15 protein-coding genes and 1 tRNA gene are annotated in these 16,363 nt (G+C 64.2%); 4 read left to right on the top strand and 12 right to left on the bottom strand.

Translation table 11 applies throughout. The annotated features are described in order from the left end of the window. Positions 1–33: 33 nt before the first annotated feature. The 4 genes from PKA57_RS09135 to galE form a co-directional block, all read right to left on the bottom strand. Entirely contained in the window at positions 34–1,245 is a 1,212-nt protein-coding gene (locus tag PKA57_RS09135; protein WP_324299756.1) for an SPOR domain-containing protein, read from the bottom strand. Positions 1,246–1,378: 133 nt separating this feature from the next. Next, complete coding sequence (gene glmS, locus PKA57_RS09130) at positions 1,379–3,202, bottom strand: glutamine--fructose-6-phosphate transaminase (isomerizing) (RefSeq protein ID WP_324299754.1); 1,824 nt, start codon at positions 3,200–3,202, stop codon at positions 1,379–1,381. Positions 3,203–3,204: 2 nt separating this feature from the next. Next, positions 3,205–4,572, bottom strand: coding sequence for a bifunctional UDP-N-acetylglucosamine diphosphorylase/glucosamine-1-phosphate N-acetyltransferase GlmU (glmU, locus tag PKA57_RS09125; RefSeq protein WP_324299752.1), 1,368 nt, complete (start codon positions 4,570–4,572; stop codon positions 3,205–3,207). A 135-nt stretch (positions 4,573–4,707) separates the two neighbouring features. Beyond that, positions 4,708–5,694 carry a UDP-glucose 4-epimerase GalE gene (galE, locus tag PKA57_RS09120; RefSeq protein ID WP_324299750.1) on the bottom strand — a complete coding sequence of 329 codons (987 nt, stop codon included), beginning with the start codon at positions 5,692–5,694 and terminating at the stop codon, positions 4,708–4,710. Between the two features lie 351 nt (positions 5,695–6,045). On the opposite strand from galE, the gene PKA57_RS09115 reads away from it, so the two are divergent. Together PKA57_RS09115 and PKA57_RS09110 are read left to right on the top strand one after the other, a co-directional pair. Continuing rightward, entirely contained in the window at positions 6,046–6,924 is an 879-nt protein-coding gene (locus tag PKA57_RS09115; protein ID WP_324299748.1) for an alpha/beta fold hydrolase, read from the top strand. A 22-nt stretch (positions 6,925–6,946) separates the two neighbouring features. Next, positions 6,947–7,597 carry a carbonic anhydrase gene (locus PKA57_RS09110; RefSeq protein WP_324299746.1) on the top strand — a complete coding sequence of 217 codons (651 nt, stop codon included), beginning with the start codon at positions 6,947–6,949 and terminating at the stop codon, positions 7,595–7,597. 3 nt (positions 7,598–7,600) lie between these two features. Here PKA57_RS09110 and PKA57_RS09105 read toward each other — a convergent pair whose 3' ends face one another. Further along, positions 7,601–7,978, bottom strand: a complete 378-nt coding sequence (locus PKA57_RS09105) for a hypothetical protein (protein WP_324299744.1) — start codon at positions 7,976–7,978, stop codon at positions 7,601–7,603. A 301-nt stretch (positions 7,979–8,279) separates the two neighbouring features. On the opposite strand from PKA57_RS09105, the gene PKA57_RS09100 reads away from it, so the two are divergent. Beyond that, the gene (locus PKA57_RS09100; protein WP_324299742.1) at positions 8,280–8,771 is read left to right on the top strand and encodes a GreA/GreB family elongation factor; all 492 of its coding nucleotides are present in this window, start codon (positions 8,280–8,282) and stop codon (positions 8,769–8,771) included. A 1-nt stretch (position 8,772) separates the two neighbouring features. Next, a complete protein-coding gene (rnk, locus tag PKA57_RS09095) occupies positions 8,773–9,201 on the top strand; it encodes a nucleoside diphosphate kinase regulator (RefSeq protein WP_324299740.1) in 429 nt (142 codons plus the stop codon). 167 nt (positions 9,202–9,368) lie between these two features. On the opposite strand, the gene PKA57_RS09090 is transcribed toward rnk, so the two are convergent. The 7 genes from PKA57_RS09090 to gyrA all read right to left on the bottom strand — a co-directional run bounded on the left by PKA57_RS09090 (position 9,369) and on the right by gyrA (position 16,208). Then, positions 9,369–9,444: transfer RNA gene (locus PKA57_RS09090), tRNA-Lys, on the bottom strand. 165 nt (positions 9,445–9,609) lie between these two features. Next, the gene (gene tgt / locus PKA57_RS09085) at positions 9,610–10,761 is read right to left on the bottom strand and encodes a tRNA guanosine(34) transglycosylase Tgt (RefSeq protein ID WP_324299738.1); all 1,152 of its coding nucleotides are present in this window, start codon (positions 10,759–10,761) and stop codon (positions 9,610–9,612) included. Further along, positions 10,758–11,816 (bottom strand): tRNA preQ1(34) S-adenosylmethionine ribosyltransferase-isomerase QueA, encoded by a 1,059-nt coding sequence (gene queA / locus PKA57_RS09080; RefSeq protein WP_324299736.1) that lies wholly within the window; start codon positions 11,814–11,816, stop codon positions 10,758–10,760. The genes tgt and queA overlap by 4 nt, the downstream gene beginning before the upstream one ends. A gap of 71 nt (positions 11,817–11,887) precedes the next feature. Then, complete coding sequence (locus tag PKA57_RS09075; RefSeq protein ID WP_324299734.1) at positions 11,888–12,352, bottom strand: peptidylprolyl isomerase; 465 nt, start codon at positions 12,350–12,352, stop codon at positions 11,888–11,890. An 8-nt stretch (positions 12,353–12,360) separates the two neighbouring features. Next, positions 12,361–12,903: a peptidylprolyl isomerase gene (locus PKA57_RS09070; RefSeq protein WP_324299732.1), complete on the bottom strand. Its 543-nt coding sequence runs from the start codon at positions 12,901–12,903 to the stop codon at positions 12,361–12,363. A gap of 27 nt (positions 12,904–12,930) precedes the next feature. Further along, complete coding sequence (gene coaD / locus PKA57_RS09065; RefSeq protein ID WP_324299730.1) at positions 12,931–13,449, bottom strand: pantetheine-phosphate adenylyltransferase; 519 nt, start codon at positions 13,447–13,449, stop codon at positions 12,931–12,933. An 8-nt stretch (positions 13,450–13,457) separates the two neighbouring features. Then, positions 13,458–16,208, bottom strand: a complete 2,751-nt coding sequence (gene gyrA / locus PKA57_RS09060; protein ID WP_324299834.1) for a DNA gyrase subunit A — start codon at positions 16,206–16,208, stop codon at positions 13,458–13,460. Between the last annotated feature and the right edge of the window lie 155 nt (positions 16,209–16,363).

Below are 16,363 nucleotides of genomic sequence, written 5' to 3'. Positions count from 1 at the left end.
CTTTAGCCGCCTGGCCGCTACGTCAATTCTGGCTCACCCGCCCGCGACGAGGCAATCGAGGCGCTTTGCCTTGAGTCTCTCGCAATAGGCGCGGGCCTCGGCGCGGGTTTTGAAACTGCCCGCCTGAAGCCGGAAAAAGACGCCCTTTTCGCCGAGATCGGCTTCCTCGATCCGATGATCGAGCGGCGCGAGGATGGGATGGCGGGCCTGCATGTCGTTCCACGCCTTGCTGGCGTCGCCTTGCGCGCGGAAGGCGCCGAGCTGGATGCGATAAGTTCCCTTCCCGCTCGCCGCCGCTTGCCGCGCCACGGGCTCCGCCGGCGGAAGGGAGGCGAGACGCCGGGGCTTCTCCGTCTCCGTTTCAGCCACTGGTTCCGCCCCGTAGCGGCGCGCTTGCGTGGTCCAGCCGTTTTTCGGTGCCACCTCGATCACCTGTCGGGAGACTGGCACCTGCCGGGAGGCTGGCGCCATTTCGCCCGAGCCGATCGAGCCGGTGGCGAGATTCTCCTGCCCCTCCGCACCCGCTTCTGCCTCCGCCAGCATCGGTTCGAATTCATCGAGCTTCGCCTGCGCCAGCTGAAACTGCGGATCGATGGCCAGCGCTTCCCTCAGATCGGCCACGGCCGCGGGCAGATTTCCGCTCCGCTCATAGGCGAGAGCGCGGCCGAGCAGCGGAAATTTGCGCTTGTCGCCATCGAGCCTTGCCATGGCCTCGCCGTAATCGCGGATCGCCGTCGGATAGTCGCGGCGCTCGCGTTCGAGATTGGCGCGGTTGTGCCAGGCGGGCGCGTAGCTCGGCGCAAGTTCGATGGCGCGCGAATAATCGAGTTCGGCCGCCATCTTGTTTCCCGTTGCCGCTTCCGCGAGCGCGCGGTTGTAGTGGACCCGCACCTTCATCTCTTCGGGTAGCGTGCCGAGATCGATCGCCTTCGTGTAATCGGCGATCGCCGCCGTGCCGTCGCCGGACTTCTGATGGGCCATGCCGCGATGATGATATGCGACGGCCAATGGCATGCCTGTGAGCTTGTGGCCATTAATGGCGGCATCGAGCACCGCTATCGCTTCCTCATGTCGTCCCGCCGCAATCGCCTCGGCGGCTTCGTCGACGATGCGGAGAGCTTCGGCATCCGCGGCGGCCGACGCGGGCGGTGTATCGGGGGGAGCCGAAATGACCGAGCCGGGCAGAAACGTCAGCATGGCGAGCGCCGCGCCGACCGTCAGCCGTCTGAGATAATCTCGCCGCATGCCCTGTCCTCCCCGCGGCCAAGTTTACCACGAGCCACGGGAGGGCAAGCCATACATCTCCAAAATGATGTAAAAATCAGGTACTTGAGCGCCTGAATTCAACCTCTGATCGAGCTGACCGCGCTCGAATCGCCTATTCGACCGTCACCGACTTGGCGAGGTTGCGCGGCTGGTCGACATCCGTGCCCTTGGAGACTGCCGCGTGATAGGCGAGAAGCTGGATCGGCACCGCCGCCACGATGGGCGCGATGAGCGCGGGCACGGCCGGCACTTCGATGGTCGCCCAGGCTTCTTTCCCCGCCCGCGAAATCCCCTCCGCATCCGAGATCAGCACGACCTTGCCACCGCGTGCAATGACCTCCTGCATGTTGGAGGCCGTCTTTTCAAAAAGCGCATCCACCGGCGCGATCACGATGACGGGCACCGCCTCGTCGATGAGCGCGATGGGCCCATGCTTCAGCTCGCCCGCCGCATAGCCCTCGGCATGGATGTAGGAAATCTCCTTGAGCTTCAGCGCGCCTTCGAGCGCCAGCGGATAGAAATGGCCGCGCCCGAGATAGAGCACGTCGCGTACCTTCGCGATCTCCGCCGCGAGGGTGAGAATATCGCTGTTCTTCGACAGCGTGTCCGCGACCTGCCGCGGCGTTTCGAGAAGTGCCCGCACGAGGCGCGGCTCGTCTTCCGCCGCGATCGCGCCGCGCGCGAGCCCGGTTCTGATGGCGAGCGCCGCGAGAGCGATGAGCTGGCAGGTGAACGCCTTGGTCGAGGCGACGCCGATTTCCGGCCCGGCATAGGTCGGCATGATGACGTCGGACTCGCGCGCGATAGAGGACTCGGTCACGTTGACAATCGAGAGGATCGTCTGCCCTTCCGCCTTGCAGTAGCGCAGCGCGGCCAGCGTGTCCGCCGTCTCACCCGATTGCGAAATGAAGACGGCAAGCCCGCCCTTTGGCAGCGGCGCCTCGCGATAGCGGAATTCCGAGGCGATATCGACATCGACCGAAATCCGCGCAAGCCGCTCGAACCAGTATTTCGCCACCGAAGCCGCGTAATAGGCCGTTCCGCATCCGATGATGGTGATGCGCGGAACCGATGCGAGATCGATCGGCAATGCGGGAAGGCGCAGCGTCTCGTCCACCGCATTCACATATTCGGCGAGCGTGTGCCCGATCACTTCGGGCTGCTCGAAAATCTCCTTCGCCATGAAGTGGCGGTGGTTGCCCTTGTCCACGAGCGCGGTCGAAACATCGGTGATGCGGATGGGACGATCCACCACGCGGCCCTGTGCGTCATGGAAGACGGCGCCCTCCCGCGTGATCTCGACCCAGTCGCCCTCCTCGAGAAACGAGACGCGGTTCGTCATCGGCGCCAGCGCGAAAGCGTCGGAGCCGAGATACATCGCATTGTCGCCATGGCCCACGGCAAGCGGGCTGCCGCGCCGGGCGCCGATGATGAGATTTTCGTCGCGGCGGAAAATGATCCCGAGCGCGAACGCGCCTTCAAGCTCCCTGAGCGCGGCAGCGGCGGCGGCGCGCGGCTCCAGCCCCTTGTCGAGATAGCTGGTCACGAGATGCGCGACCACTTCCGAGTCCGTCTCCGTCTCGAACTTCGCTCCCTCGGCCGTCAGCCTGTCGCGCAGGCTGCGGAAATTCTCGATGATGCCGTTATGCACGATGGCGACGCGCTCCGTCGCATGGGGATGCGCGTTTCGTTCGGTCGGCGCGCCATGTGTTGCCCAGCGTGTATGGCCGATGCCGATCGTGCCGTCGAGCGGCGCGCCGTCGAGCGATTTCTCCAGATTGAAGAGCTTGCCTTCGGCGCGGCGGCGCAGGATGGCGCCGTCCGCGAGCGTCGCAATGCCCGCTGAATCATAGCCGCGATATTCGAGCCGCTTCAGCGCTTCGAGAATGATCGGGGCGGCCGGCCTGGAGCCGATGACGCCGACAATGCCGCACATATCTATTCGCCTGCCTTCTTCTGTCCGCCGTGCCTGGCGCGGAATGCCGCCGCCCAGCCCAGCTTTTCAAACTGCTTGTTGCGCTCGACCGCAAGCGCATCCGCGGCCACGTCCTTCGTGATGACGCTGCCGGAGCCCGTATAGGCCCCGTCGCCGATCTTGACCGGCGCGACGAGCGACGAATTGGAGCCGATGAAGGCGCCCGCGCCTATATCCGTGAAATGCTTGCCGAACCCGTCATAATTGCAGGTGATGGTGCCCGCGCCGATATTCGCTTTCGCGCCGACGCGCGCATCGCCGATATAGGAGAGGTGATTGATCTTCGCACCCTCCTCCACCTTGGCCTTCTTCGTCTCCACGAAATTGCCGATATGCACGTCGCGCCCGATTTCCGAACCCGGCCGGATACGCGCGAAAGGACCGATCTGCGCGCCATCCTCGATCCGCCCGCCCTCGATATGGCAGAAGGGCTTGATCGTGACATTGCTGCCGATGGTGACGCCGGGGCCGAAGACGACATTCTGCCCCACGGTCACGTCCTGCCCGAAGGACGTATCGAAGGAGAGATAGACGGTTTCGGGATCGGAGAACGTCACGCCCTTCTCCATCGCCGCGCGGCGCAACCGGCGCTGCATCACCGCCTCGGCGGAGGCAAGCTCCATCCGGCTGTTGACGCCCTGAATATCCTCTTCCGGCGCGCGGATGACGGCGCAGCGCAAATTCTCGGCGCGGGCGAGCTTCACGACATCGGGCAGATAATATTCGCCGCTGGCATTCTCATTGGTGACGTGAGCGAGAAGGCGGAAGAGATGTTCCGTCCGCACCGCCATGGCACCGCCATTGCACAGATGGATCCGCAGTTCGTTCGCGCTCGCATCCTTGCGCTCCACGATCCGCGTCAGCGCGCCATGGGCGTCGAGGATGAGACGGCCGTAAGGCGTGGGGTCGGACGCCTCGAAACCGAGCACGACCACATCGGCTCCGCCTTGCGCGCCGCCGCTGCATGCTTCGATCATCTGTGAAAGCGTCTCGCTGCGGACGAGCGGCGTATCGCCGAAAATGACGAGCACGACGCCTGTCTTCTCGACGACGAGCGGCTCGGCGGCGCGAACGGCATGGCCCGTTCCAAGCGCACGCTCCTGAATGGCGATGTCGAGCGCGGGATAAAACCGTCGCGCGAACTCCGCCACCTCGTCCATGCCCGGCGCAAGGACGAGGACGGCGCGCCCGCCTTCGATGGCGGCGACTGTCGACAACACATGGCCGAGCATCGGCCGGCCGGCGATCGGATGGAGAGCCTTGGGCAGGCTCGATTTCATGCGCGTGCTCTTGCCTGCGGCAAGAATGACGGTCGTTACTGCGTCTGACATCAGGCTCTTGGTTTCGCTCATGTCGGTTACGGCGTGCCGGGCGAGGCGGCTTGCCTATTCTGCCGCGTGGAACTTGGCACGTCGCGTGCCAAGTGCAGAAATGAATTTATATTTCAGTATGTTGCGCCACACCGCCTAGCGATTGCGCTCCTTCAGCTTCTTCTCCCAGGCAAGCGCATGGCCGACGATCGTGTCGAGATCGTCATGGACGGGCGTCCAGCCGAGCCTCGCCTTGATCCGAGCCGGATCGGAAACGACCGAAGCCGGATCGCCGGGCCTGCGCGGCGCGCTGCGCACCTCTATGGCGCGGCCCGCCACCCGTTGGACCGAGTCGAGAACCTGACGCACCGAGAAGCCATGCCCATAGCCGCAATTCGCGACCATGCTCTCGCCGCCGTCGCGGAGATAGTTGAGCGCCGCGGAATGAGCCGCCGCAAGGTCGCTCACATGGATATAGTCGCGCATGCAGGTACCGTCCGGCGTCGGATAATCCTCGCCGAAGATTTCGACATAGGGGCGCGCGCCGAGCGCGGCCTGGCAGGCCACCTTAATGAGATGGGTGGCATTGGCGGTGGACTGCCCCGTGCGCCCTTTCGGATCGCCGCCCGCGACGTTGAAATAGCGAAGCGCCACATAGGTCATGTCATGCGCGGCCGCCACATCGCGCAGCATCCACTCGGTCATCAGCTTCGAGCGGCCATAGGGCGAGATCGGATTGAGCGGCACATCCTCGCTCACCGCCTCGCTGCCTGTCATTCCGTAAACGGCGGCCGTGGACGAGAAGATGAAATGGCGAACCCCGCCCTTCACACAGCGTTCGATGAGCGTGCGCGATTTGGCCGTGTTGTTGAAATAATATTTGAGCGGGTCCGCAACCGATTCAGGCACGACCACCGATCCGGCAAAATGAATGACGGACTCGACGCGATGTTCACGAATGATCTTGTCGATAAGCGCCTCATCGGCGATGTCGCCGACATGAAGGTTCTCCGGCACCTGCACGGCCCAGTCGAAGCCGGTCGAAAGGTCATCGACGACGAAGACCTCCTCTCCCGCATTGACGAGATCGATCACCATATGGCTGCCGATATAGCCGGCACCGCCGGTGACGAGAACGCTCATGTCGAACTCCAGGAATCGTGCGGAGAATCAGGCCCTTCTTATAGCCCGAAGCCGCCGCCCTCATAACCGCAAGCCGCACCCGGATGGAGCTGGGCCGGCAAGGCCGAATATGACGCCTGACAGGTAAAAAACCCGAAAATCCCACGGGTTTTTACCATGATTTAGCGGCCCGCCGGGTTTCGCAGCGGGCGGCGCGGGCACCATCGGGCGAACCCGAAACAGCCGGCATTTCGTATTTATGGGATGTTTAGCCGATTGAATTCGGGCAGACTCACCATAGATCGAAGTCAGGTGAGTCGGCTCGCCCGGCCCGCCGCAAGAGGGGCTCCATCTGTAGGGAGCTTGCATCACATGGCGTTTGAGACTGGATTCGACCTACTCCGCCTGCAGGGCGACGTGCTCTGGGCCAGCGGCGAATTCGCGGCGAAGATCTTCACCGAGCCCTATCTGAAGCTCATAGCGCGCAAGGGCGACGGCAATACACCCGTCATGACCCTGCCCGGTTTCACAGGGCCGGAATTCTCGCTTCAGCCGCTCAATCAGTTTCTGCGAGCCAACGGTTACGTCGCGCAATCCTGGGGCCTCGGCACCAATCGCGGCATCCGCGACATGGAGCATATGGAGGAGATCGCCGCATCCCTCGGCGACCGCATCCGGTCGATTGCCGACGAGCACGGACGAGCCGTTTCGCTGGTCGGCCAGAGCCTTGGCGGCGTCTTCGCGCGCGAGCTTGCGCGCCGCTTCCCCGATGAGGTCGATCGCGTCATCACGCTCGGCAGCCCCGCCCATTTCGGCGAAGCGCCGAAGCATGTGAACGCCATGGTCGCGCGCGTGATGACCTATTACACGGGCCGCACGGTGGACGAGCATCTGCGCGAGGTCCGCGACCGCAATTTCAATATTTCGGAGCCGCCGCCCGGCGTGCCTCTCGTCTCGATCTACAGCCTCTATGACGGCATTGCTCCGGCTCCGACAACGCGAATTCCGAACCGTTTCCTCAACGTCAAGGGCGACGTGCCGCGCGAGAACATCGAGATCGTCTGTTCACATTGCGGCATGGGCGTGAACCCTCTTGTCCTCCTTGCGGTAGCAGACAGGCTTGCGGAAGACAGGGAAGAATGGATACCTTTCGACCCATCGCAATATGCAGCCGGACCGGCAAAGCATGCCTCCCGATGGTTCTACCCGTCCCGCCTTTATCCGAAGACGGAACGCGGTTTGCGGGCCTGAAGCGTAGTCACTAAGAGCACAAATGGACGCCATCCAAAGCCTCATCAAAGGCTATAGGGACTTTCACACGGGTCTCTATCGCCAGAACGAAGCTCGCTATCGCGAGCTTGGCACCCACAGTCAGCAGCCGAAGGCGATGATCATTGCCTGCTGCGACAGCCGCGCCGATCCGGCCATGATCTTTTCGGCCGACCCCGGTGAGCTTTTCGTGGTCCGCAACGTCGCCAATCTCGTCCCTCCCTACCAGCCGGACGCCTATCTCCACGGCACCAGCGCCGCCATCGAGTTCGCGGTCAAGGGTTTGAACATCGCCGACATCATCATCATGGGGCATGCGCGCTGCGGCGGCATCCAGGCCCTTTATGAGAACGGCAACGGCAAGGTCAATGAAGGCGACTTCATCGCCGGGTGGATGTCGCTTGTTCGCGACGTGGCCGACGACGTCCGCAAGACGCACGCACATCTCGACCGCGACGCCGTGCTCCGGCAGATGGAGCAGCGTGCCGTTCTCCGCTCGATCGAAATGCTTCGCACATTCCCCTTCGTGAGCGAGCGCGAGAAGGCGGGCAAGCTCCGGCTGCATGGCTGGTTCTACGGCATCGCCACCGGCGTGCTCTCGATCTACGACCCGAAGCTCGATCGCTTCGTCGACGTGCCCGACGAGGAGCCCTGAAGCTCAGGCCGTCTTCCGCCAGTAGAAAACGAGCGCCCCGCTCAAGGCGAGATGAATGAGGGCGGGCACGAGCGATCCCGGCGCAATGGTCGATGCCTGATAAATCAGGTTGAGCGTTGCCAGCACATTGTAGGCGAGCAGCGCGCCGAGAACGGGCCGCAAGGTGGCGGGGTCGCTCATATTCCGCGCGAGCCAGGCAAGGACGCCGAGCGAGACGAGCGCCGTGCCGGCCGTGCGCGCCATCGCCACGCCATCGACCCCGGCTGCGATGCCGGGAATGCTCCCCGCGATGACCTCCGCCGGGGCCACGATCAGCAATATGCCAACGATCCCCTCCAGAAGGGCGATGAGGATCAACAGAAGTTTCGGGCTGTTCGGCATGGTGTTCCCCCCTTGAACGCTCTCACGGGGTCATTCTGAACGGATTCGTGGCGCGCCGCACAGCGCCCACCCGCATCCCGTCGAGCCTTCCCCTTGGTTGACAAAACGGGAACAAACGGTATCATCCAGCTACCATGAGCACGCATCACGCGCCCTATTTCCGAATTCCCGGCACGTTGCTCGCAGGAGTCTAGCCCCGAGCCCGGCACAGTTACGCCTGGAGGTTCGGGGGATCTACCTCACCAATTCAGTTGTGATTCAGTTGGCTGGCGCAAGCCGGGCCACGGAGATGAGGTGTGCCATGTCTACGAGCAATCGCGACGAGCGGAACAGCGCGGCCGAAGCGCGGTCAAATGGTGAGCATGCGACCGCTACCTTGCTGGCGTCTTCCGATTTCGCCAGACTGGAAATCATCGGTTTCCAGGAAAGCGGCCCCACACGCCAGGCTATCCTGGCCAAACTGGCGCTTGCCCATATCAAGGACAGCGCCCAGATGCCGCCCGACGTGGCCACCATCGGCAGTGTCGTACGCTACAGCATTGCGGATGGCGCCATCGAGCGGCGCACTCTGTCGCTGCCGGAAAATTCGCGGCCGACAGGCCAGTTTATCAGTGTACTGACGCCCGTGGGCCTTGCGCTTCTCGGAAGACGGGCGGGTGAAAAATTCAATGTCGAACTCGCCGATGGCGGTTCGCTCAAAATCAATCTGGTTGCAGTCGAGTTCCAACCTGAGGCGGAAGCCCGCAAGAGAACGATTGAACCGCCACATGACGACGGCCCGGAGGCAGCGTGAAATGAACACACAGATTCAGCAGATCGACCAGGATGAGCGTCCGCCGATTGTCGTGGCGGAAGAGGATTTCGACGCCCTGTCGGATGTCGCGGAGCGCCTGCGCACCGTGATGCCCGAGGTCGCGGACTTCCTTGACGAGGAACTCACGCGCGCCGACATCCTGCCGCTGAAGCGGGTCCCGTCCGATGTCGTGACCATGAACTCGGAGGTCGAATTCCTCATGGGTCCGCGCGGCCGCGTCGACAGGCTCCGCCTCGTCTATCCCGGCGACCACACGGTCGATGCAGGTTGCGTTTCGATCGCGTCGCCCGTAGGCGTCGCCCTTCTGGGCCTGAAGCCGGGGCAGACCATTTCCTGGTCTTCGCGCCATGGCGACTTGCGCTCGGTCAAGGTGCTGAAGCTCATCTCGCGGCAGGCGCCGGAAGCCTGAGAGGGCCCCGCGCGCAGCGTCCGAAGGCCCCGGACCCGATTCACCCAAAGCCTGACGCTCTCATGAGGCGTCAGGCTTTTTCGTTTGCGCCATTGCACGGGCATACATGCACTCCGCCCCCGGCTGTGCATCCGCCTCGCGCAGGATCGTGACTGAATTGAAGGAGGTGGTGAGCCCGCTGGGACTCGAACCCAGGACAACTCGATTAAAAGTCGAGTGCTCTACCAGCTGAGCTACGGGCTCCCGGAATGCGATTCCCTTTTATTCCGGCGCGGTATCTGCGGCAAACCGTTTGTTGCCTCGCTTGTGTCCGCTCCGGGGCCGGATGCTGTGGTCCGGCGGAAGTGGCGGGAACCTAACGGCGCGCGCTCTCCGGGTCAACCATGCCGCGCCGCCCGGACGAAAAACTCATTTTCCGCCGTCGAATGGCGCAATATCCCCGCTCGCCTGATCGGCCTTGAACTGCTCCACGAATGCCTCGAAGCGCCCCTCGGCGATCGCCGAGCGAATCCCCGTCATCAGTTCCTCGTAATAGGCGACGTTGATCCAGCTCACCAGCATCGAGCCGAGTATCTCTCCCGATTTGATGAGGTGGTGGAGGTAGGCGCGGCTGTAGTCGCGCGCGGCCGGGCACGAGCTTTCCGGATCGAGCGGACGCGGATCCGCCGCATGCCGCGCATTGCGCAGGTTGACGCGCCCGCGCCGCGTGAAGGCAAGACCGTGCCGCCCGTTCCGCGTCGGCATCACGCAATCGAACATGTCGATGCCGCGCCGCACCGCTTCGACGATATCGTCCGGCGTGCCGACGCCCATGAGGTAGCGCGGCCGGTCCTGCGGCAGCAGCGGCACGGTGAAATCGAGAACGCGGAGCATCTCGACCTGCCCCTCGCCGACGGCAAGCCCACCGATCGCGTAGCCGTCGAAGCCGATTTCAAGGAGGCCCGCCGCGGACTGCGCGCGAAGATGCTCATAGGTGCTTCCCTGCACGATGCCGAAAAGCGCCTGCCCTTCCTTGCGGTGAGGCTGCGCCTCGAAGGCCGCCCTGGAGCGCTTCGCCCAGCGCATCGAGAGTTCCATCGACTTCCTCGCCTGATCCTCGGTCGCGGGGAATGGCGTGCATTCGTCGAGCACCATCTGGATGTCCGAGCCGAGCAGGCACTGGATCTCGATCGACCGCTCAGGCGTCAGCAGGTGCCGTGATCCATCGAGATGCGAGGAAAAGGTAACGCCCTCCTCCGTCATCTTGCGCAGCTTCGTCAGCGACATGACCTGAAAGCCGCCGCTGTCCGTCAGGATCGGATGAGGCCAGTTCGCGAAGCGATGGAGACCGCCAAGCGCCGCGATCTCCTCCGCACCCGGACGAAGCATCAGGTGATAGGTGTTGCCGAGAATGATATCGGCGCCTGCCGCATGCACCTGATCGGGATAGAGCGCCTTCACCGTGCCCGCCGTGCCGACCGGCATGAAGGCCGGCGTGCGGATCTGCCCGCGCGGTGTGTGAATGAGGCCGGTGCGCGCCGCGCCGTCCCGCCCCTTCAGCTCAAAGCGAAATTGGCTCATGCGGCATCCATTCGATAAATGAGGCAGGCGTCGCCGTAGGAATAGAAACGGTAGCGCTCCGCCACAGCATGGGCATAGGCGCGCTTCATCTCATCAAGGCCGCGGAGCGCCGAGACGAGCATGAAAAGAGTCGAGCGCGGCAGGTGGAAATTCGTCATCAGCATGTCGACCGCCCGGAACCTGTAGCCGGGCGTGATGAAGATATCCGTCTCGTTGCGAAAGGCGCGGACACGGCCATCGGGTCCGGCTGCCGATTCCAGCAGCCTGAGCGATGTCGTTCCCACGGCGACGATGCGCCCGCCCTTGGCGCGCGCCGCATTGATGGCGTCGGCCTCATCCGGCGTGATCTCGCCCCATTCGGCGTGCATCCTGTGGGCCTCGGTCGTCTCGGCGGCCACGGGCAGAAAGGTGCCCGCCCCGACATGGAGCGTGAGGCGCACCGTGCCGACGCCCTTCGCCTCGACTGCGGCCAGAAGCTCCGGCGTGAAATGAAGCCCCGCGGTCGGGGCCGCCACCGCCCCCGGCTCCCGCGCAAAGAGCGTCTGGTAATCGGCGAGATCGGCTTCGTCGGCAGGGCGCTTGCGCGCAATATAAGGCGGCAGCGGCATCTCGCCCGCGCGCGCAATCGCCTCGTCGAGAGCGGCGCCCGCCGCCGAAAAGCTGAGCAGCACCTCGCCGCCCTCGCCGCGCTCCGCGACCATTGCCGAAAGGCCCTCGGCGAACTCCACCGTCTCGCCGATCCTCAAGCGCTTGGCGGGACGCACAAAGGCGCGCCACTGGTCCGCCGCCTCGCGTTTGTGAAGGAGCGCCTCGATCCGCGCCTCCGCCTCGCCGCGCAGCCGCCGTCCGAAGAGCCGCGCCGGGATGACCCGCGTGTCGTTGAAGACGAGAAGATCGCCCTCCCTGAGATAATCCGGCAGGTCACGAACACCGCGATCGGCAAGCGCCAGAGGCCCGGGCCCGATCACAAGCATGCGGGCGCTGTCGCGCGGCCGCGCGGGGCGCAGCGCAATCAGCTCCTCGGGTAGCTCGAAGTCGAATTCGTCGACGCGCATCGGGGTGCCCTCTAACGCTCATGCCCCGCTTGTGGGCGGGGCATGAATGGCGCTTGCATGTGCCTTCGGGATCAGGCCGCGTCGGCCGCCACCTGCATCTTCACGATGCGATCGGGATCGCGCACGGGCTCGCCGCGCTTGATCTTGTCCACGAACTCCATGCCCGACGTCACCTTGCCCCAGACCGTGTATTGCCGGTCGAGGAAGCGCGCATCGTCGAAGCAGATAAAGAACTGGCTGTCGGCGCTGTTCGGGTCCTGCGCGCGGGCCATGGAGCACACGCCCCGCACATGCGGCTCGATCGAGAACTCGGCCGGCAGCTTCTTGCCGGAGCCGCCCGCGCCCGTGCCCGTCGGGTCGCCGCCCTGCGCCATGAAGCCGTCGATGACGCGATGGAACGCGACACCGTCATAGAAACCCTGACGCGCAAGCTCCTTGATCCGCGCGACGTGCTTCGGCGCGAGATCGGGCCGAAGCTCGATCACGACGCGGCCGTCCTTCAAGTCCAGATAAAGCGTGTTTTCGAGATCCGTCATCTCATGCCTCAATTGTGTTCGACGTCGGCGGCAACGTCCATCCGGATGATCTTGTCCGGATTTGCCGGCGGCTCGCCGCGCCTGATGTAATCGACATAATCCATGCCCTCGACGACACGGCCGAAGAGTGTGTACTTGCCATCGAGGAAGCTTGCATCATCAAAGCAGATGAAGAACTGGCTGTTGCCGCTGTTGACGCTCTGTGCGCGCGCCATGCCGACCGCGCCGCGCGTGAAGGACTCGCTCGTCGTGAACTCGGCCGGCAGGTCCGGAAGGTCGGAGCCGCCCATGCCCGTGCCCGTCGGATCGCCGGTCTGCGCCATGAAGCCGTCGATCACGCGATGGAAGGTAAGCCCGTTATAGAAGCCCTTGCGCGTCAGCACCTTGATGCGCTCGACCGTTTTCGGCGCGAGCTGCGGCAGAAGCTCGATGACCACCCGGCCGTCCTTGAGCTCCATATAGATCGTGTTTTCGGGATCGAGCGCCAGAGCGGTGCGCGACATCGCGACGAGAGCGACAAACGCGAAGGCAAGGCTGATCAGACGGCGCATGGGGCAACTCCCTGAATGGCGACCGGTTTATTTGCGCGGCTTTCGGCTGCGCGCCAAGACTTTTTTCTCGACCCGCTTGGGCACGAACTGCGAAATATCGCCGCCCATGCTCGCGATCTGCCGAACGAGCGTCGACGAGATGAACTGGGTTTCGGGCGAGGCCGTCAGAAACACCGTCTCGACGCGCGGGTTCATGGTCCGGTTCATGCCGACCATCTGCACTTCGTATTCGTAATCGACGGCGCCACGCAGGCCCCTGATGATCACATTGGCGCCATGCTCGTCGGCGGCATCGACCACCAGGCCCGAGAACGATGCCGTCGTGATCGTCGCGCCGAGCCGCTTCGCGATCGGCCTTGCCTCCGCCTCGATCAGCGCCGCACGCTCCTCGAAGGTCAGCATCGGCGCCTTGGATGCGTTGATGCCGATGGCGACGACAAGATGGTCCACCAGCGTCAGCGCGCGGCGGATGATGTCGAGATGCCCGTTGGTCATCGGGTCGAAGGTGCCCGAATAGAGCCCCACACGCTTCCTTCTGGGCGCCATGTCTCCCCCTATTCCTCGCTCTCGCCGGAATCGCCGTTCTCGCCCGCCTCGTCGACGCGCTCGACCGAGACGACGCGCTCATCCTCCATGGTGCGGAAGATGGTGACGCCCTGCGTCGCGCGCCCGGCCACGCGCACATCGTCCACCGGGCAGCGGATGAGCTGGCCCTGGTCGGTCACGAGCATGATCTGATCCTGATCCTCGACCGGGAAGGAGGCGACGAGCTTTCCGTTCCTCTCGGTCACGGTCATGGCGATGATGCCTTTGCCGCCGCGTCCCGAGGTCCGGTAGTCGTAGGAGGAGCTGCGCTTTCCGAAACCGTTTTCGCTGACCGTCAGCACGAACTGCTCGCGCGCGCCAAGTTCGGCATAACGCTCCGGCGAGAGGGTCAGTTCGTCGGTCGTCTCCTCCTCGCCCTCTTCGACCTCGACGGTCTCCGGCTCCTCGGCTTCGCCCGAGGCCGCGCGACGCATGGCGCTCGCCTGCTTGAGATAGGCTCGCGCCTCCGCCGGCAGCACATCCACATGCCGCAGGATGCTCATGGCGATAAGCCTGTCGCCATCCTCGAGCCTGATGCCACGCACGCCGGTCGAATTGCGCCCGGAGAAGACGCGAACGTCGGTCACGGGGAAGCGGATGCAGCGTCCGTTGGCCACTGTCAGCAGAACGTCGTCATCTTCCGTGCAGATCTGCACGCCGACGATCTCATCGCCCGCATTGGCGCCCTCGAACTTCATGGCGATCTTGCCGTTGCGGTTGATCTGCACGAAATCCGAAAGCTCATTGCGGCGCACATGGCCGTTGCGCGTGGCGAACATCACGTGAAGTTTCGCCCAGCTCTCCTCGTCCTCGGGAAGCGGCATGACGGTGGTGATCGTCTCGCCCTGCTTCAGCGGCAGAAGGTTGATCATGGCCTTGCCGCGCGATTGCGGCGTCGAGAGCGGCAGGCGCCAGACCTTGAGCTTGTAGACCATGCCGATCGAGGAGAAGAACAGCATCGGCGTATGTGTGTTCGCCACGAAGAGCCGGGTGACGAAATCCTCATCCTTCGTCGCCATGCCGGAGCGGCCGCGCCCGCCGCGGCGCTGGGCGCGATAGGCCGAAAGCGGCACCCGCTTGATGTAGCCCTGGTGGCTGACGGTGACGACCATGTCCTCGCGCTGGATGAGGTCCTCATCCTCGAACTCGCCTTCCGCTTCCGCGATCTCGGTGCGGCGCGGCGTCGCGAACTCGGACTTGATCGCGGAAAGCTCGTTGCGAATGATCTCGAGCACGCGCGCACGCGAGCGAAGGATTTCGAGATAGTCCGCGATCTTCTTTCCAAGCTGGGTCAGCTCGTCGCCGATCTCGTCGCGGCCAAGCGCGGTGAGGCGCTGCAGGCGCAGATCGAGGATCGCCTTCGCCTGCGCTTCGGAAAGCCGGTACGTACCTTCAGGAGACAGCGTGTGACGCGGATCGGCGATGAGTTCGACAAGCGGCGCGATGTCGCCCGCCGGCCAGTCGCGCGCCATCAGGCGTTCCCGCGCCGTGCCGGGATCCGGCGCCGTGCGGATAAGTTGGATCACCTCGTCGATATTGGCGACCGCGATGGCAAGGCCCACCAACACATGCGCGCGGTCGCGCGCCTTGCCGAGTTCGAACTTCGTCCGCCGCGTCACCACTTCCTCGCGGAAGCTCGTGAAGGCGTGGAGAAGCTGCTTGAGATTCATCAGCTCCGGCCGGCCGTGATCGAGCGCCAGCATGTTGGCGCCGAAGGTCGATTGCAGCGGAGAGAAGCGATAAAGCTGGTTCAGCACGACATCGGGAACCGCATCGCGCTTGAGCTCGACGACGACGCGCATGCCATCGCGGTCGGACTCGTCGCGAAGGTCCGAGATCCCGTCGACCTTCTTCTCGCGCACCAGCTCCGCGAAGCGCTCGATCATGGTCGTCTTGTTGACCTGATAGGGGATCTCGGTGATGACGAGCGCGGTCCTGTCGCGCTTGACCTCCTCGATCTCCACGCGGCCGCGTACCGTGATAGAGCCGCGCCCCGTATGGTAGGCCGAGCGTGCGCCCGCCCGGCCAAGCATGATGCCGCCCGTCGGGAAGTCAGGCGCGGGCACATATTCGATCAGCTCGTCGATGGTGATCGCCGGATTGTCGATGAGCGCGATGCAGGCGTCGATGACCTCGCCGAGATTGTGCGGCGGCACGTTGGTCGCCATGCCGACGGCGATGCCGTTCGCGCCATTGACGAGCAGGTTCGGCAATTCAGCGGGAAGAACCGATGGCTCCCTTTCCGAATTGTCGTAGTTGTCCTGAAAATCGACCGTGTCCTTGTCGATGTCGTTGAGCAGCGCATGCGCCGCCTTCGCCATGCGGACTTCGGTGTAGCGCATGGCCGCAGCGCGGTCGCCGTCGATCGAGCCGAAATTGCCCTGCCCGTCAACGAGCGGCAGCCGCATCGAGAAGTCCTGCGCCAGACGCACGAGAGCGTCGTAAATCGACTGGTCGCCGTGCGGATGGTATTTACCGATGACGTCGCCGACGACGCGGGCGGACTTGCGATAAGGCTTGTTCCACTCGTAGCCGTTCTCGTTCATCGAGAAGAGGATGCGCCGGTGCACCGGCTTCAGGCCGTCTCGCGCATCGGGCAGCGCGCGGCTCACGATCACGCTCATCGCGTAGTCGAGATAGGAGCGCCGCATCTCGTCTTCGATGGTGATCGGCGCGACGTCGCGCTCCGGCGGGCCACCGGCGCCGCCTGCGGGCGGCACGGAACCGCCCAAACCGTCTCCGCTGCCCGGGATCGGCTCTTCTCCCGGAATGTCGCTGTCTGGCGTGTCGGACAAGTGTTTTTCTAACGCTGGAGGACGCTGGCAAACGAGTGTCGCGGGGCGCCCGAACGGACCAAAAATGGGTGGAACGGCAG

Source organism: Parvibaculum sp. (assembly GCF_035325945.1).
Classification (GTDB): Bacteria; Pseudomonadota; Alphaproteobacteria; order Parvibaculales; family Parvibaculaceae; genus Parvibaculum.
Note: the sequence above shows the minus strand (reverse complement) of the source record. Positions and strands in the feature narration are given on the sequence as shown.

Bases quoted from the DNA above. Each gene is read 5' to 3' on its own strand.
- PKA57_RS09135 (WP_324299756.1), bottom strand. From the start codon at position 1,245: ATGCGGCGAGATTATCTCAGACGGCTGACGGTCGGCGCGGCGCTCGCC.
- glmS (WP_324299754.1), bottom strand. From the start codon at position 3,202: ATGTGCGGCATTGTCGGCGTCATCGGCTCCAGGCCGGCCGCCCCGATC.
- glmU (WP_324299752.1), bottom strand. From the start codon at position 4,572: ATGTCAGACGCAGTAACGACCGTCATTCTTGCCGCAGGCAAGAGCACG.
- galE (WP_324299750.1), bottom strand. From the start codon at position 5,694: ATGAGCGTTCTCGTCACCGGCGGTGCCGGCTATATCGGCAGCCATATG.
- PKA57_RS09115 (WP_324299748.1), top strand. From the start codon at position 6,046: ATGGCGTTTGAGACTGGATTCGACCTACTCCGCCTGCAGGGCGACGTG.
- PKA57_RS09110 (WP_324299746.1), top strand. From the start codon at position 6,947: ATGGACGCCATCCAAAGCCTCATCAAAGGCTATAGGGACTTTCACACG.
- PKA57_RS09105 (WP_324299744.1), bottom strand. From the start codon at position 7,978: ATGCCGAACAGCCCGAAACTTCTGTTGATCCTCATCGCCCTTCTGGAG.
- PKA57_RS09100 (WP_324299742.1), top strand. From the start codon at position 8,280: ATGTCTACGAGCAATCGCGACGAGCGGAACAGCGCGGCCGAAGCGCGG.
- rnk (WP_324299740.1), top strand. From the start codon at position 8,773: ATGAACACACAGATTCAGCAGATCGACCAGGATGAGCGTCCGCCGATT.
- tgt (WP_324299738.1), bottom strand. From the start codon at position 10,761: ATGAGCCAATTTCGCTTTGAGCTGAAGGGGCGGGACGGCGCGGCGCGC.
- queA (WP_324299736.1), bottom strand. From the start codon at position 11,816: ATGCGCGTCGACGAATTCGACTTCGAGCTACCCGAGGAGCTGATTGCG.
- PKA57_RS09075 (WP_324299734.1), bottom strand. From the start codon at position 12,352: ATGACGGATCTCGAAAACACGCTTTATCTGGACTTGAAGGACGGCCGC.
- PKA57_RS09070 (WP_324299732.1), bottom strand. From the start codon at position 12,903: ATGCGCCGTCTGATCAGCCTTGCCTTCGCGTTTGTCGCTCTCGTCGCG.
- coaD (WP_324299730.1), bottom strand. From the start codon at position 13,449: ATGGCGCCCAGAAGGAAGCGTGTGGGGCTCTATTCGGGCACCTTCGAC.